This is a genomic window from Arenimonas sp. MALMAid1274, from assembly GCF_049195245.1.
In the GTDB taxonomy this organism is placed as follows: Bacteria; Pseudomonadota; Gammaproteobacteria; order Xanthomonadales; family Xanthomonadaceae; genus Arenimonas.
The window spans coordinates 574,884-589,789 of the sequence record NZ_JBMIRR010000027.1; the positions used below are offsets into that span (position 1 = coordinate 574,884).

The 14,906-nt window shown below is 69.7% G+C and carries 14 protein-coding genes; 4 read left to right on the forward strand and 10 right to left on the reverse strand.

Translation table 11 applies throughout. From position 1 onward, the window contains the following. Positions 1–69: 69 nt before the first annotated feature. Entirely contained in the window at positions 70–1,707 is a 1,638-nt protein-coding gene (locus tag ACOQFR_RS11230; protein WP_421381890.1) for a calcineurin-like phosphoesterase C-terminal domain-containing protein, read from the forward strand. Here the strand turns inward: ACOQFR_RS11230 and ACOQFR_RS11235 are convergent. From ACOQFR_RS11235 to ACOQFR_RS11250, 4 genes are all read right to left on the reverse strand, one after another. Then, complete coding sequence (locus tag ACOQFR_RS11235; protein WP_421381892.1) at positions 1,664–2,638, reverse strand: C13 family peptidase; 975 nt, start codon at positions 2,636–2,638, stop codon at positions 1,664–1,666. The two genes, ACOQFR_RS11230 and ACOQFR_RS11235, sit on opposite strands and share 44 nt — an antisense overlap. Then, positions 2,635–3,333: an acireductone synthase gene (mtnC, locus tag ACOQFR_RS11240; protein ID WP_421381894.1), complete on the reverse strand. Its 699-nt coding sequence runs from the start codon at positions 3,331–3,333 to the stop codon at positions 2,635–2,637. Before mtnC ends, ACOQFR_RS11235 begins: the two co-directional genes overlap by 4 nt. 154 nt (positions 3,334–3,487) lie before the next feature. After that, the gene (locus tag ACOQFR_RS11245) at positions 3,488–4,045 is read right to left on the reverse strand and encodes a 1,2-dihydroxy-3-keto-5-methylthiopentene dioxygenase (RefSeq protein WP_421381896.1); all 558 of its coding nucleotides are present in this window, start codon (positions 4,043–4,045) and stop codon (positions 3,488–3,490) included. Further along, on the reverse strand, positions 4,042–4,677 hold the full coding sequence (locus ACOQFR_RS11250; RefSeq protein WP_421381898.1) for a methylthioribulose 1-phosphate dehydratase: 636 nt from the start codon (positions 4,675–4,677) through the stop codon (positions 4,042–4,044). Before ACOQFR_RS11250 ends, ACOQFR_RS11245 begins: the two co-directional genes overlap by 4 nt. Before the next feature lie 116 nt (positions 4,678–4,793). On the opposite strand from ACOQFR_RS11250, the gene ACOQFR_RS11255 reads away from it, so the two are divergent. Beyond that, complete coding sequence (locus ACOQFR_RS11255; RefSeq protein WP_421381900.1) at positions 4,794–5,111, forward strand: high-potential iron-sulfur protein; 318 nt, start codon at positions 4,794–4,796, stop codon at positions 5,109–5,111. Between the two features lie 80 nt (positions 5,112–5,191). Beyond that, on the forward strand, positions 5,192–6,568 hold the full coding sequence (gene rmuC, locus ACOQFR_RS11260) for a DNA recombination protein RmuC (RefSeq protein ID WP_421381902.1): 1,377 nt from the start codon (positions 5,192–5,194) through the stop codon (positions 6,566–6,568). Positions 6,569–6,586: 18 nt separating this feature from the next. On the opposite strand, the gene ACOQFR_RS11265 is transcribed toward rmuC, so the two are convergent. Further along, a complete protein-coding gene (locus ACOQFR_RS11265) occupies positions 6,587–7,879 on the reverse strand; it encodes an amino acid permease (protein WP_421381904.1) in 1,293 nt (430 codons plus the stop codon). A 45-nt stretch (positions 7,880–7,924) separates the two neighbouring features. Continuing rightward, a complete protein-coding gene (locus tag ACOQFR_RS11270; protein ID WP_421381906.1) occupies positions 7,925–9,493 on the reverse strand; it encodes an amino acid permease in 1,569 nt (522 codons plus the stop codon). A 182-nt stretch (positions 9,494–9,675) separates the two neighbouring features. On the opposite strand from ACOQFR_RS11270, the gene ACOQFR_RS11275 reads away from it, so the two are divergent. Beyond that, positions 9,676–10,230: an NUDIX hydrolase gene (locus ACOQFR_RS11275; RefSeq protein ID WP_421381908.1), complete on the forward strand. Its 555-nt coding sequence runs from the start codon at positions 9,676–9,678 to the stop codon at positions 10,228–10,230. A 5-nt stretch (positions 10,231–10,235) separates the two neighbouring features. Here the strand turns inward: ACOQFR_RS11275 and yeiP are convergent, their stop codons facing one another. The 4 genes from yeiP to ACOQFR_RS11295 all read right to left on the reverse strand — a co-directional run bounded on the left by yeiP (position 10,236) and on the right by ACOQFR_RS11295 (position 14,860). Then, the gene (yeiP, locus tag ACOQFR_RS11280) at positions 10,236–10,799 is read right to left on the reverse strand and encodes an elongation factor P-like protein YeiP (protein ID WP_421381910.1); all 564 of its coding nucleotides are present in this window, start codon (positions 10,797–10,799) and stop codon (positions 10,236–10,238) included. Between the two features lie 91 nt (positions 10,800–10,890). Next, positions 10,891–11,661, reverse strand: coding sequence for an SDR family NAD(P)-dependent oxidoreductase (locus tag ACOQFR_RS11285; protein WP_421381912.1), 771 nt, complete (start codon positions 11,659–11,661; stop codon positions 10,891–10,893). A 122-nt stretch (positions 11,662–11,783) separates the two neighbouring features. Further along, positions 11,784–12,272 (reverse strand): GNAT family N-acetyltransferase, encoded by a 489-nt coding sequence (locus ACOQFR_RS11290; protein WP_421381914.1) that lies wholly within the window; start codon positions 12,270–12,272, stop codon positions 11,784–11,786. Next, a complete protein-coding gene (locus ACOQFR_RS11295) occupies positions 12,269–14,860 on the reverse strand; it encodes a sensor domain-containing protein (protein WP_421381916.1) in 2,592 nt (863 codons plus the stop codon). The genes ACOQFR_RS11290 and ACOQFR_RS11295 overlap by 4 nt, the downstream gene beginning before the upstream one ends. Positions 14,861–14,906: the final 46 nt, after the last annotated feature.

Below are 14,906 nucleotides of genomic sequence, written 5' to 3' on the forward strand. Positions count from 1 at the left end.
CCCGGGTGAGCACCCCGTGCAGCGATCCGCGCGTTTCGGGCGATAATCGGCGCAACGCCGGGAGTCGCCATGCGTCCACGCTGCCTGTTGCTGCTGATCGCCCTGTTGTCGGTGCCCGCCCTGTCGGCGGCCGCTCCCGCGCCGATGGCCTGCGCCACCGGCCTGGTGTTCGACGATCGCGATGGCGATGGCCGGCAGGACCGCGGCGAGCCCGGCTTGCGCGATGTCGCCGTCGGACTCGGCGCAAGCGTGGTGCGCACCGACGCCCAGGGTCGCTTTCCGCTGTCGCCGAACGCGCAGGGACCGCTGTTCGTGATCAAGCCCGCCGGCTGGCGCGTGCCGCCCGGCAGCGACGGGCTCCCCGGGCACTGGCGTCCCCAGGGTCCGGCGCGTGGCGAAGAGCTGCGTTACGGCGGCCGCGCGGCCGCCGCGACGGACTGCCCGCAGTTCGCGCTGCGCCGCGACCCGCGCCGTGCGGGTGAGCTGGACGTACTGCTGTTCGGCGATCCGCAGCCCAAGACTGCGGTGGACGTGGGCTACTACGAGCGCGACATCGTCGAAAGGGTGCTGGCCCTGCATTCACGTCCGGGCCGCGATGGCCGGCGCGGCTACGTGCCCGCGTCCGCGGGCGACCTGGGCCTGACCCTGGGCGACATCGTCAGCGACGACCTGTCGCTGTACCCGGCCATGAACCGCGCCACCGCGCGCCTGCGCCTGCCCTGGCTGCACGTGGCCGGCAACCACGACTTGGACTTCGACGCCACGCGCGACGAGGACTCCCTGCTCAGCTTCCAGCAGACCTACGGCCCGGACACCTATGCCTGGGAAGAGCACGAGGCCAGCTTCGTGCTGCTCGACGACGTGATCTACCGGCCCGGCCAGAAGCCGGCGTACATCGGCGGCCTGCGCGAGGACCAGTTCGCCTTCCTCGCCGCCTACCTGCCGACGCTGCCGCGCGAGCGGCTGCTGGTGCTGGCCGTGCACATTCCTTTCTTCGACGAGCCCGGCGAGCAAACCTTCCGCCGCGCCGACCGCGAGCGCCTGTTCGCGATGCTCAGGCCGTTCCCGAACCTGCTGCTGCTCAGCGCACACGGGCACAAGCAGCGCCACCACTTCCATGGCGCGGCCGACGGCTGGCAAGGGGCATCGCCGCTGCACGAGTACAACCTGGGCGCGGCCTGCGGCGCCTACTGGAGCGGCGTGAAGGACGGGCAGGGCATTCCCGACGCGCGCATGGCCGACGGCACGCCCAACGGCTGGGGCCGCCTGACGGCCCGCCAGGACGGACGCGTGCGGCTGAGCTGGCAGGTCGCCGGCGCCGACCCCGCGCACGCCATCGGGCTGACGGCGCCGAAGGTACTGCGCCGCGGCGCCTATCCCGGCTACGGCGTGTTCGCGAACGTGTACATGGGCCGGCCCGATACCGTCGTGGAATACCGCATCAACGAGGGCGCGTGGCAGCCGATGCAGAAGGTGGACCGCCCCGATCCGGCCCTGGTGGCCGAAAACCTGCGCGACGACGAGGCCGCCGACTTGCGTGGCTTTGACCGGTCGCCGGAGGCGGAGGTGTCCACGCACCTTTGGCGCGGCACGCTGCCCACCCACCTGCCGGCGGGCGAGCATCGCATCCAGGTCCGCAGCCAGGATCCTTGGCGCGGCGAAGTCAGCGCGGAACGGACCTACCGGCTGCAGGACGCAGCGGAGTAAGGCCGGCGGCGTCGTCGTCGTCCGGCTCCGCGAACGGGTAGGGCAGCGCCGGCCCCGGCGTCATCGCCTCGCGCCAGGCGGCCAGCTGCCGGCCGATGCGGCGGCCCTGGTCGATCTGCGGCCAGGACCAGGGCAGGTCGTCATCGCGCTCGCGCCGCCGGATGTCGCGCCGGGCGCTGTGGAAGGCGCGCACGAAATCCAGCTCGCGATTGAGTCCATCCACCAGCCAGGCGCGGCCGAAATACGTGGCCACCGAATCGTTGCCGCAGCCGAAGGACGGGCGGTCGCGGCGTGCGGCCATCAGCAGCAGTGTGTCGGGATCGCGCAGCGCCGGCGCGAAACCGCCCGAGAAGCAGGCCGAAATCACGATCACGCGATGGCGGATGCCGGCCGCGTCGAGCGCCGCGCGGATCTGCCGGGGCTCGAGCAGGACGTCGCTGCGGCGCGACCGGCGCAGCAGCAGGCGATGGTCGTCGGTGCCGTGGGTGGTGAAGTAGACCAGCAGCAGGTCCTCGTCCACGTCCATGCGTTCGCCGATGCCCGCCAGCGCCCGCTGCAGGTTGGTGACGCTGGCCACGGGCAGCGGTGGCTGGCCGGGCTGGTCGGCGTGGTTGGCCAGCACCAGCACGCGCCCGCGCGCGTCCAGACGCTGCGCCGCCAGGGCCTGCAGGTGCCGCACTTCATTGAGGAAGACCTGCTCGCTGCCGTCGCCGGCGACGCCCAGCACGTACAAGTCAGGGTGACCCGGCCGCTGCGGCGCCAGCGCGTCCAGACCGCTCAGCAGGCGCGGATCGGGGCCGCGTGCCGGTGCGGCGCGGTCGGGCAAGGGCAGGGCTTCAGCCTTGGCCCTCACCGGATCCTTGGCGACGGCTGCGGCGGAAAGCAGCCCCGCGCAGGCCAGCAGCGCCAGCGCGGCGGCGCGGAGTGTCACGTGCGGTCGGGCTCGATGTCGGCGAAGGACTCGACGCGCCGATGCCCGTGGGTGGCCTCGCCGTGGCGGGGCTGCGGATAGTCCTCGCGGCGGTCGAGCAGCACGGTGTGCAGGCCGGCCTCGCGGGCCGCGTCCAGTTCCTCGACCACGTCCGAGAGGAAGACGACCTCGTCGGCGGGACGGTCGATCGCGGCAATGATGCGCCGGTAGCTGTCGGCTTCGCGCTTGCCGCCCACCTCGGTGTCGAACCACTGCGACACCAGGGGCCGCAGGTCGCCCGCATCGCTGTGGCCGAAGAACAGCTGCTGCGCGGGCACCGAGCCCGAGGAATAGACATGGATGGCGTGGCCGGCCTCATGCCAGGCCCGCAGCGCCTGCGCCGCATCGGGATAGATGTGGGCGCGGAAGTCGGCCGATGCATAGCCATGGCTCCACACCATGCCCTGCAGCGCCTTGAGCGCGGTGTGCTTGCGGTCCTGGTCGATCCAGCCCTGCAGCGTCTCCACGATCATGTCGTCCTGGCACAAGCCGCCGCTCTCCGCCGCCACCACGTCCAGCCAACGCCGTACCTCCGGCTCGTCGCCCTGCGCGGCCACGAACGCCGGCAGCGCCCGCCGCGCATACGGAAACAGCACGTCCTTCACGAACGAGATGCTGCTGGTGGTGCCTTCAATGTCGGTCAGGATGGTTTTCATTTTTTTTGGCCACGGATTGACGCGGATGAAATCGGATAGAGCCAAAGACCGAAGTAAGGAAGTACAAGCGCCGAGCGATGGAAAGGCACTTCCACCCTAATCAGTTCAATCCGCTCTTATCCGCGCCCATCCGCGCAAATCCGCGGCAACAGCCTTACCCCGCCGCGCCCGGCTCGTAGCGCGGGAAGCGCCGGGCGATGTCGGTGCCGGTGAAGTGGCCGACCCAGCCGTCGGGCTCGGTGAAGAAGCGGATGGCGATGAAGCGCGGTTCCGGGCCCATGTCGAACCAGTGCGTGGTGCCGTCGGGTACGCCGATCAGGTCGCCGGCCTCGCATCGGATCTCGTAGACCTTGCCGGCCACGTGCAGGGTGAACAGGCCCGAGCCGTCGACGAAGAAGCGCACCTCGTCTTCCTTGTGGAAGTGCTCGTCCAGGAACTTGGCGCGCATCGCCTCCTTGTTCGGGTTGTCCGGCGCGATGCTGACCACGTCCACCGTTTTGAAACCATTCTCCGCCACCAGGCGGTCGATGTCGGTGCGGTAGGCGGCCATCACCTCCTCGGGCGTGGCCCCGGCGGTCACCGGCTGGCTGGCCTGCCATTGTTCGAAGCGCACGCCGATGGGCTTGAGCCAGTCGGCGATCACGCGCACGTCCTCGGTGCTCGCCAGCGGATTGGCGGGGTCGGCGTTGTTGAAGATGCGAAGGCGGCTCATGCGTGCAGTCTCCCGAGGTCTAGTTCGCAGGCGAACAGGAATTCGAAGGCGTCCAGGTGGCGGCGGGCTTCGGCCATGTCGCGGCCCCAGGCGTAGAGCCCGTGGCCGTCGATCAGGTAGCCCCACAGCGGGCCGGCGTCGAGCAGGCGCTCGACCTCGGCGGCCAGCGCGGGCATGTCCTGGGTGTTGGGCAGCACCGGCACGTCGATGGCCATTTCATGCGTCTGGTTGCCTGCGAAGGCCTTGAGCAGCTCGTAACCTTCCAGGCGCACGCGACCCTTCCCGGCCCACAGGCGGGACGACACGGTCTGCACGCGCGAGTGCGTGTGCAGCACGCAGCCGACCTCCGGGAAGCGGGCGTAGAGCTGGGTGTGCAGCAGGGTCTCCGCCGAGGGCCGGTGCGCCGTGGCCACCGGGCGGCCCTGGAAGTCCACGACCATGATGTCGTCCACGCCCAGGCGGCCCTTGTCGCGGCCCGAGACGGTGATGGCGGCATGGCGGTCGTCCAGCCGCATCGAGAAATTGCTGCTGGTCGCGGGCGTCCAGCCCAGCGCCGACAGTTCGCGGGTGTTGGCGACGATCTCGGCGGCCAGTGAGGCCAGGCGGGCGGTGTCGTAGGGCGGCTTGTCCATGCCGGAAGTCTAGCCGAAGCCGGCGTCACCATTCGTTTGACCGGCGTCAACGCTTCATTCACGGCACAGGAATAGACTGCGCGCAGCCATCGGATAACCCGTAGCCAAGGAGCTTCATGAACGCCTCCGTTCCGTCCCGTCGCCAGTTCCTCATCAAGGCCGCCCTGGTGGTCGCCGCCGTGCCTTTCGCCGGCTCCGGCCTGGTCGGCACCGCCTTCGCCCAGGCGCTCAAGCCGCTGCCGGCCGACAACCCCACTGCCATCGCGCTCAAGTACGTGGACGACGCGGCCAAGACCAAGGAGCCCACCTTCAAGCCGGGCTCGAACTGCGCCAACTGCCAGTTCTTCACGGCCGCCAGCGGCGCGTGCACGCTCTTCCCGGGCTTCGCGGTCGCCGCCAAGGGCTGGTGCACCGCCTGGGCCAAGAAAGCCTGATCCGCACCGCGGCGGGGCGTCTCGGCTCCTGAGACGCCCGGCCGGCTAGAATCCCTGCATCGCCGATGCCGGGGTTGCCCTTGTCCGCTTCCGAACTCATTTTCCTGCTGCTGGGCCTGCTGGTCGGCGTGATCGTGGCCGCGATCGCCAGCGTGGCCATCGCCCGTCGCCGGCTGGACGAGGCGCGGGCCAGCGGCCGCAGCGAAATGGCGCCCGAACTGGGGCGCGCCACCGGTGAACTGCAGGCCACGGTCGCCCAGCGCGACGAGCTGCGCGCGCGCCTGGCCGCGATGGACGCCGAACTGCGCGAGATCCGCGGCAGCCGCGACGCCGCCGAAACCCGCGCCGCCGGGCTGGACGCGCGCCTGGCCGAACAGCAGGCCGGCGCCGACCAGCGCTACCGCGACCTGGAAGCCTCGCGCGAGCGCATGAAGGCCGAGTTCCAGGCCCTGGCCGCCGAGATCCTGGAAGAAAAGTCGCGGCGCTTCGGCGAACAGAACGTCAGCCAGCTCGGCAACCTGCTCAATCCGCTGCGCGAGCAGCTGGGCGACTTCCGCAAGGTGGTCACCGACGCCTACGAGAAGGAAGGCCGCGAGCGCACCACGCTGCAGGCCGAACTCAAGCAGCTGTTCGAGCTCAACCGCCAGCTCAGCGACGAGGCCGGCAACCTCACGCGCGCCCTGACCAGCGACAACCGCACCCAGGGTTACTGGGGCGAGCTCAAGCTCGAGCGGCTGCTGGAAACCGGCGGCCTCGAGAAGGGCCAGCAGTACCTAACCCAGGAAAGCTTCAAGGACGAGGCCGGCGACCGCTACCGGCCTGACGCGCTGCTGCTGCTGCCCGACGACCGCCAGATCGTGATCGATGCCAAGGTGGCGCTGCTGGACTACCAGCGTGCCTGCGAGACCGCGGACGACGCCGAGCGCGAGCAGCACATGGTGCGGCACGCGGGCGCGCTGCGCACGCACGTCAAACAGCTGGGCGAGAAGGACTACAGCCGCCTGCACGGGCTGACCAGCCCGGACCTGGTGCTGATGTTCGTGCCGGTCGAGGCGGCTTTCCTGGAAGCACTGCGCCGCGATCCCGAACTCTACGACTTCGCCTTCACCCGCAAGATCATCCTGGTCGGGCCAAGCAACCTGCTGGCCTCGCTGCGGCTGGTGGCGCAGATCTGGCGTACCGAACAGCAGACCAACAACGCCAAGGCCATCGCCGAACGCGGTGCGGTGCTGTACGACAAGTTCGTCGGCTTCGTGGAAGACATGGGCCGCGTTGGCGAGTCGCTCGACCGCGCGCAGAAGGCCCAGCAGGACGCGCTGCAGAAGCTGTCCCAGGGCAAGGGCAACCTGGTGCGCCAGGCCGAGATGCTGCGCAAGCTGGGCGTGGCGCCGTCCAAGAAGATGCCGCTGTCGCTGCAGGACCTGAGCGATACCGACGAGGAGACCCCCGCGCCCTGAGCGCGGGCGGGGCAGGGCTCAGCCGGTTCGGCGCCCGAATACCCGGAACAGCACCCAGGCCAGCAGCGCCACGCCGAAGGCGCCGAAGATCATGGTCCAGGGCGAGCTGAAGATCAGCACCGCGCAGGCCAGCAGGGCCACGCTGCCCAGCGCCTTCTCCTTCGCGCCCGACGGATGCCGTGGCGTGCCCACCAGCAGCGACAGGCCGGCGGCCACGTAGGCCAGCACGATCAGCAGCGTGACCATGCCGACGATGGTGCCGAACTGCCCGGCCACGGTCGGGGCCAGGGTGAGGAAGGCGATGGCGGTCATGGCCACCGCCACGAACAGCAGGCCCCAGCCCGCGGCGCCGTTGGCCCACAGGCGGCCGAAGATCGCCGGCAGGTAGCCGCGGTGCGCGGCGCGTGCGCCCGATTCGCCCGCCACCAGCATCCAGCCGCCCAGGGTGCCGGTGGCCTTGAGCGCGGCGGCGCCTGCGATCAATGCTGCGGCCCAAGGTCCGAACACCGCCGCGGCCACCAGCGCGAATGGCGCGCCCGAGGCCGCCAGCTCGGCCGCGGGCACGATGCCCATCACCAGCACCGACGACACCAGGTACACCACGCCCGCCAGCAGGATGCCGGCGATGGTGGCGCGCGGCACGTTGCGGTCCGGGTCATCCACGATTCCGGCGATCATCGCGCCCGTTTCCAGGCCGACGAAGGACCAGAACACCGGCGCCAGGTTGGCGAACACGACGGCGACATCGGAGTTTTCGGTGACGTTCCAGCCCGCCGCGAACAGCGCCGCATCGAAGCTGCCCCAGCCGCCCACCAGCACCGCCGCCACCGGCAGCAGGCCGAACACCACGCAAAAGGACTGGAAAGTGGCCACCTTGCGCGGCCCGGCCAGGTTGATCGCCAGCATCAGCCAGATCAGCACCAGCTGGCCGGCCAGGCGCACCGTGGTGTTGTCGCCGTCCAGCGGCAGCAGCAGGATCAGGTAGCCGAACGCGGCCACCGCGATGGCGTTGTTGCCGGCCCAGGACGCGGCCCAGTACAGCGTGGTCGCCAGGAAACCCATGTCGCGGCCCAGCGCGGGCCGCACGTAGTCATCGGGGCAGTTGAGGTCGGGATAGTCGCGCGCGAGGCGGGCGAACGCGCCACCCAGCACCACCGCGATCACGGTGCCCACCAGCCAGCTGATGGCGGTGACCGAACCCTGCGTGGCCAGCGAGGCCGGCAGCAGGAAGAAGCCCGAACCGATCATGTTGTTGGCCACCACGAAGGTGGCCAACAACACGCCGATCTTTTTTGGTGCCGCGGCGGTCATGGCTTCAGGGAACCCAGGATCCGGGCTGGCCGGTCCTGCGGTCCGTCAGCGCTTGTCGGGCGCGTCTTCCTTGAACTCCGGCATCTCCGGCGCATCAAGCTGCTCCTGGCCCTTGTTGAGGCGGGAGTGGCTCATGCCGTAGAGGAAGTAGAGCGCGATGGCGCCCAGCACGTACCAGGCGAAGAACACCAGCACGCGCTTCTCGACCGTGAAGATCAGCGCGAAGCAGGCCACGATGCCCAGCAGCGGCAGCACCGGATACAGCGGCACGCGGAAACCGCGGGGGATGCCCGGGTGGGTGCGGCGCAGCCACACCACGGCCAGGCAGACGATGCCGAACGCGGCCAGGGTGCCGACCGAGGTCATGTCGCCCAGGGTGTTGATGTCGAAGAAGGCGGCGGCGATCGCGGTCAGCAGGCCGACCAGGATGGTGTTGACCCACGGGGTGCGGAACTTCGAATGCACCTTGGCGAACACCGCCGGCAGCAGGCCGTCGCGCGCCATCGTGTAGAAGATGCGGGTCTGGCCATACATCAGCACCAGCACCACCGAGGTCAGGCCCACGATGGCGCCCACCTTGATGATCTTGGCGAACCAGCCCCAGCTCGGGCCCAGCGCGTCGACCGCAACCGCGACCGGATCCGGCACGTTAAGGAACTTGTAGTTGACGACCATCGTCATGACGATGGAAACCAGGATGTAGAGCACCGTGCACACCACCAGCGAACCGATGATGCCGATCGGCATGTCCTTCTTCGGGTTCTTGGCCTCCTGGCCGGCCGTGGAAACGGCCTCGAAACCGATGTAGGCGAAGAACACGATGGATGCGGCACGCAGGATGCCGCCCCAGCCGAATTCGCCATCCTCGCCGGTGGGCTCGGGGATGAACGGGGTCCAGTTGGACTTGAGCGAATCGTAGTTCTGGATGACGTACCAGCCCACCACCAAGATGAAGGCGATGATCACCGTCATCTTCACCGCGACGATGAGGTTGTTGACCTTCGCGCTCTCCGAGACACCCACGACCAGCAGGCCGGCCAGCGCCACGCAGATCAGGAAGGCCGGCAGGTTGAACAGCGTGGTCACGGCGGTGCCGTCGGCGTTGAGCACGGCGGCGCCGTTGCGCACCAGGGCGTGGCCGTAGGGACCGGTTAGTTCGGGCGGGATGACCAGGCCGTAGTCACCCAGCAGGCTGACCACGTATCCGGACCATCCGACCGCGACCACCGACGCGGCCAGGCCGTATTCGAGCAGCAGCAGGGCGCCCATGATCCAGGCGGCGAATTCACCGATGGTGGTGTAGCTGTAGGTGTAGGCCGAGCCGGAGACGGGCAGGGTGGAGGAAAGTTCGGCGTAGCACAGGCCGGCCAGGGCGCACACCGCGCCGGCGATCAGGAAGGACAGCAGCACCGCCGGACCCGCATGCAGTGCCGCGGCATTGCCGGTGCGCACGAAAATGCCGGCGCCGATGATGCAGCCGATGCCCAGGAAAACGAGGTTCCAGGGGCCCAGCGTACGCTTGAGCTGGCTGTTTTCGGTTTCCCGCTGCACCTGCTCCACGCTCTTGCGGAGCAACAGGCGGGCGACGAAACCCCGGTTGGACGTGCTGGCCATCAATCTCTCCCCTTGAATTTCTTGTACCGGACCGGGTGCCCGAGGGGCTTTGATCCGAATTTTTGGCCACGACCGGCGGGTCGCGGGCGGCGGCTAACCTTAGCCCAGCAGGCGGAGAGCCACAAGCCAGCCGCAGGGCCGGTTTCAAGGCTAAGCTCTGCGCCTTGCGACGGTGGACGACGATGCCTGAACCTGATTTCGACCTCGCCCGCGCCCTTGAGGCCTACGGTCATCGCTACCCCTCCGAAGCGGAGGCGCAGGACGTGTTCAGCCTGTTCCTGGCCAGCCCGGGCGCGCTGTTCGAACGCAGCCACCCGCCCGGACATTTCACCGGCTCGGCCTGGCTGGTCAGCGCCGACGGGCAGCGCGTGCTGCTCACCCACCACCGCAAGCTGGGCCGCTGGTTGCAGTTGGGCGGGCATGCCGATGGCGACCCGGACCTCGCCAGCGTCGCCTTGCGCGAAGCGGAGGAAGAGTCGGGGCTGGACGCGCTGGTGGTCGATCCGGCCATCTTCGACATTGACCGGCATGCGATCCCGGCCCGCGGACACGAGCCGGAACACTGGCACTACGACGTGCGCTTCGTGGTGCGCGCCACGGGCAACGAAGCCTTCGCGGTCAGCGAGGAATCGCTGGCGCTGGCCTGGAAGCCGATCGCCGACATCGCTGCCGATCCGGGCTCGGATGATTCGCTGCGGCGGATGGCGATGAAGTGGCTGTCCCGCGGACGGTCGTAAGCGGATCAGACGCGGCCGTTGAACTCGCCCGTGGCGGTGCTGACCCAGATTTTTTCACCGTTGGTGATGTACTCGGGCACCATGATTTCCAGGCCGGTGTTGAGCTTGGCCGGCTTGGGCCGCTTGGTGGCGGTGCCGCCCTTGAGCTCGGGCGGGGTTTCCACCACTTCCAGCGCCACGCTAGGCGGCAGCTGCACGGCCACCGGCGCGTCCTCGATCAGCTGGATGTAGCAGCCTTCCAGGCCTTCGGTGATGTAGCCGGCATCGTCGCCCACCACGTCGGCGTCGAGCTGGTAGGGCGTGTAGTCCTCGGCGTCGAGGAACACGAAGGCGTCGCCGTCCTTGTACGAATACGTGCACATGCGCCGGCTGAGCTCGACCTCGCGCAGCTCGTCGTCGGCGCCGCAGCTGAGGTCGTACTTCACGCCGCCCGGCACGCTGTACAGCGTGAAGCGGAACTTGACGTTGCCGCCGCGGCCCTGCGGCGAGCTGCGCTCGATGTCGCGCACCTGGTAGACGGTGCCGTTGTGCTCGATGACGTTGCCTTTCTTGATCTCGCCAGCTTTCATGGTCTTTCCATCGTTGTCTTGCGGAGGCCCCGGGGGCCGATGAAGGTGTCGCAGGGCGCGCCGGGCCTGCCGGCCCGAGGCGAACGGCGGTTTACTTGGGCGCGAGGCGCACGGCGCCGTCCAGGCGGATGGTCTCGCCGTTGAGGTAGGGGCTGCCGAGGATGTACGCCACCAGGTCGGCGAACTCCGAAGGCTGGCCCAGGCGCGAGGGGAAGGGGATCGAGGCGCTGAGCGACTGCTGCACGGCCTCGGGCATGCCGTCCACCATCGGGGTCCAGAAGATGCCGGGCGCGATGGTGTTCACGCGTATGCCGAAGCGCGCCAGTTCACGCGCCATCGGCAGCGTCATCGCGACCACGCCACCCTTGGAGGCGGAGTACGCGGCCTGGCCGATCTGGCCCTCGTAGGCGGCGATGCTGGCGGTGTTGATGATCGCGCCGCGCTCGCCGTCGGGGCCAGGCGCGTTGTGGTGCATCAGGTCGGCCGCGGCCTTGGCCACGTTGAAGCTGCCCACCAGGTTGACCATGACCGTGGTGCTGAAGTTCTTGAGCGGCATCGGCGCGTCCTTGCCCAGCACGCGGCCGGCGCCCAGGATGCCGGCGCAGTTGATGGCGGCATTGAGGCCGCCCATGAACTCGCGCGCCGCGGCCAGGGTGGCGGCCACGCTGCCTTCGTCGCTCACGTCGGTGCGGAAATAGCGGGCCTTGTCGGCCCCGAGCTCGGCCACGGCGGCCGCGCCCTTGTCGTCGTTGATGTCGAGCAGGGCCACCTTGGCGCCGCCGGCCACCAGCCGCTGCGCGACGGCCAGGCCGAGGCCGGAAACACCGCCGGTGATGGCGGCGCGGATGTCGGGGATGAGCATGCGGGGGTCTCCAGGAAGACCCGCGATTCTAGCAGCGCCCTGCGGGCGGAGGCAGCCCGAGGCCCTCGGCGACCGGCCGGCCGGGCCGACCTGCGGGCGTCACGGCTGCCGCGCCGATGGCTTCACAGATCGAGCAGGTAGAAGCGGTTGCAGCCGAAGTGGCCGGTGCTGCCCAGCGGCCCGTCCAGCCGGCGGAAACCGGTGCGCTCGTAGAGCTTCTGGGCCGCGTCCATGCCGCGCAGCGTCTCGAGGTAACACTGGCGGTGGCCGAGGGTCCGTGCCGCGTCCAGGCAACGGGCCATGAGCGCCGCGCCGGCACCCAGTCCGCGCAGTTCGGGCAGGAAATACATCTTGCGCAGTTCGCAGACCCCGTCAGGCCCTCCCTCCAGCGGCGCCACGCCTCCCGCGCCGCGCACGCGACCTTCGTGTTCGACCACGAAATACGCGGCCCCGGGCCGGTCGTAGGCGGCGCACATGGCCGCCACTTCCGGATCGTGGATGGCGAAGCCCGGCCCGTTGGCGCCGAACTCGGGCATCACGGTGCGGATGATGCCGGCGACGTCGGCATCGTCGGCGGGCGTGATCGGACGGATGCGGAAGGCGGTTGTCATGGCGTGACGTTACACAGACCGGCCTGGCGCAGGAAGTCGCAGAAGCTGTCGGGCTCCAGCCCCGGACTGAACAGGAAGCCCTGGCCGGTGCCGATGCCCAGGCCCAGCAGGAAATCGCGCTGCGCCGGGCTTTCCACGCCTTCGGCCACCACGTCCAGGCGCAGGCCGCGGGCGATGCCGGCCACCGCCTGGCAGATGGCCACGTCGGACTCGTTGCCCGGCACGCCCTGCAGGAAGCTGTGCGCCAGCTTCAGGCCATGGATGGGCAGGCGGCGCAGGTAGTTGAGCGCGCTGTAGCCCTCGCCGAAATCATCGATGGTCAGCACCACGCCCAGCGCGCGCAGCGCCTCGAAGGTGTGCAGGGTGTCGGGCGCGTCCTCGATCAGCACGCGCTCGGTGAATTCCAGTTCCAGCGCCGAGCCGGGCAGGCCGTGGTCGCGCAGGGCGTCGCGCACCACCTGCACCAGGTCCTCGTTGAGGAACTGCCGGTAGGACACGTTCACCGCCACCCGCTCCAGCGCGAAACCCGCCGCCCGCCACGTCGCCATCTGCCGGCAGGCGGTTTCGATCACCCAGGCACCGATGCGGACGATGTCGCCGGTGGTTTCGGCGTGGCTGATGAAATGGTCGGGGCGGATCTCGCCCAGGATCGGGCTGTGCCAGCGGATCAGCGCCTCGGCGGTGCGCACGCGGCCGTCGGCCAGCGACACCAGCGGCTGGTAGACCAGCCGGAACTCCTGGTTGTCCAGCGCGCGCCGCAGCTGCGCCTCGATCTGCACGCGGTCGTGCTGCTTCTGCGCCAGCTCGGGGTTGAACACCTGCCAGGTGTTGCGGCCCCGGCGCTTGGCGTCGTACATCGCCGCGTCGGCGTTGTTGACCAGCTGCTGCACGCTGCGGCCGTGCTCGGGGTGGCGCGCCAGGCCGACGCTGGTGGTGATGGTGAACTCCTCGCCGGCGTAGCGGAAGCTGTCGCCGAAGGCCCGCGTGATCTCGTCGGCCAGCGCCTCGCCGCGCGCGGGATCGTCGCCGGTCTGGGCCACCACCAGGAACTCGTCGCCGCCGAAACGCGCCAGGATGCCGTGCTCGCCGATGCAGCGCTCCAGCCGCCGCGCCGCGTTCACCAGCAGGTGGTCGCCGGCGCTGTGACCCAGCAGGTCATTGACCAGCTTGAAGCGGTCCAGGTCGATGTAGATCACCGTGGTACCGGCCGGTCCGTCGCCCAGCCGCCGCTCCAGCTCGCCCAGGATGCCGTCGCGGTTGAACAGGCCGGTGAGCGGATCGGTGCGCGCCTGGCTGCGCAGCGCCTCTTCGATCTGGCGCCGCTGGGTGATGTCCTGCAGCGTGCCGGTGATGCGGGCCGACATGGGCGCGCGGCCCTCGGACTGGCCGATCAGGCGGGCCCAGTGGCTCTCGCCGTCGGGACGCACCACCTGCACCTCCAGGTCGAAGCCGCCGCCGTCGCGGATCACGCTTTCGATCGCATCCTCGACCTGCCGGCGATGGCTGTCGGCGATCTGGGTCATCACGCCGGCCAGGGTGCGCGGCGGGTCATCGCGGCGGCCGATGATGCGCAGCGCCTCGTCGGTGAGATAGAGCCGGTTGCGCCCGCCGTCCCACTCCCAGCCGCCGATGCGCGCCAGCGCCTGCGCGCGCAGGAACAGGGCGCTGTCGCGCTTGAGTTCGGTCACGTCGGAGAACAGCGAAATGACCTGGTGCGGGGTGTCGGCACCGGGCTTGAACTGCGGCACGGAAGTGGCCGTGACCCAGGTCAGCTGCTTGCGGCGATGGTGGTAAAGGCCCAGCAGCGTGCTTTCCACCAGCTTGCCGGTGGCCAGCGCACGCACCGGCGGCATTTCGCGGAAGGAGATGGGGTAGCCGCGGTGGTCGATCACCAGCCAGTCGTCGAAACGCAGGCCGGCGGCCACGTCCAGGCCCTCGTCCAGGCCCAGGATGCGGTAGGCGGCGGGATTGGCCGACAGCACGCGGCCGTCGAAGCCCTGGAACAGCACGCCCTTGTCGATCGCCACCAGCAGCGCGTGGTAGTTGAGCTCGGCCTCGTGCCGGCGCGAGAGGTCGCGCGCCACCGCGATCACGTGCTGGTGCGGGCCGTCCTGGATGCTGGCCGAGTGCACCTCCACCGGGAAGCGGGTGCCGTCGGCGCGCATGTTGTTGACCTCGACCACGTAGGTGTCGCCGCGCGAGAGCGCGTCCATCACCGGATTCATGTGGTCTTCGGGCAGGTCCGGGTTGATCACGTGCACCAGCTGGCCGACGATCTCATCGCGCGGCCGGCGGTAGGCGCGTTCACCGGCGCGGTTGAGGTCGAGCACGCGGCCGCTGGCGTCCAGGATGCTGATGGGATCGGGCACGGCGTTGAACAGGCCGTCGTAGCGCACGCGCAGGCTGTCGGCCTCGCGCTGCAGGCCGCGCAGGCAGGCCAGCAGTTCGGACAGGAAACGGGCATCGGGCGCGGCGGCGCCGTCGATCAGCTGGCGTTCCAGGCGGTCCAGCAGCACGCGGTCACGGGCCTGCCGGTCTTCCGGCGGCGTGCCGTCCTGGCCACTGCTGGTCTGCTTGTCTGCTTGCATGCCTGGCTGGCGCGGGCATCCCCTGGGTTGCCCCGAGCATACACCG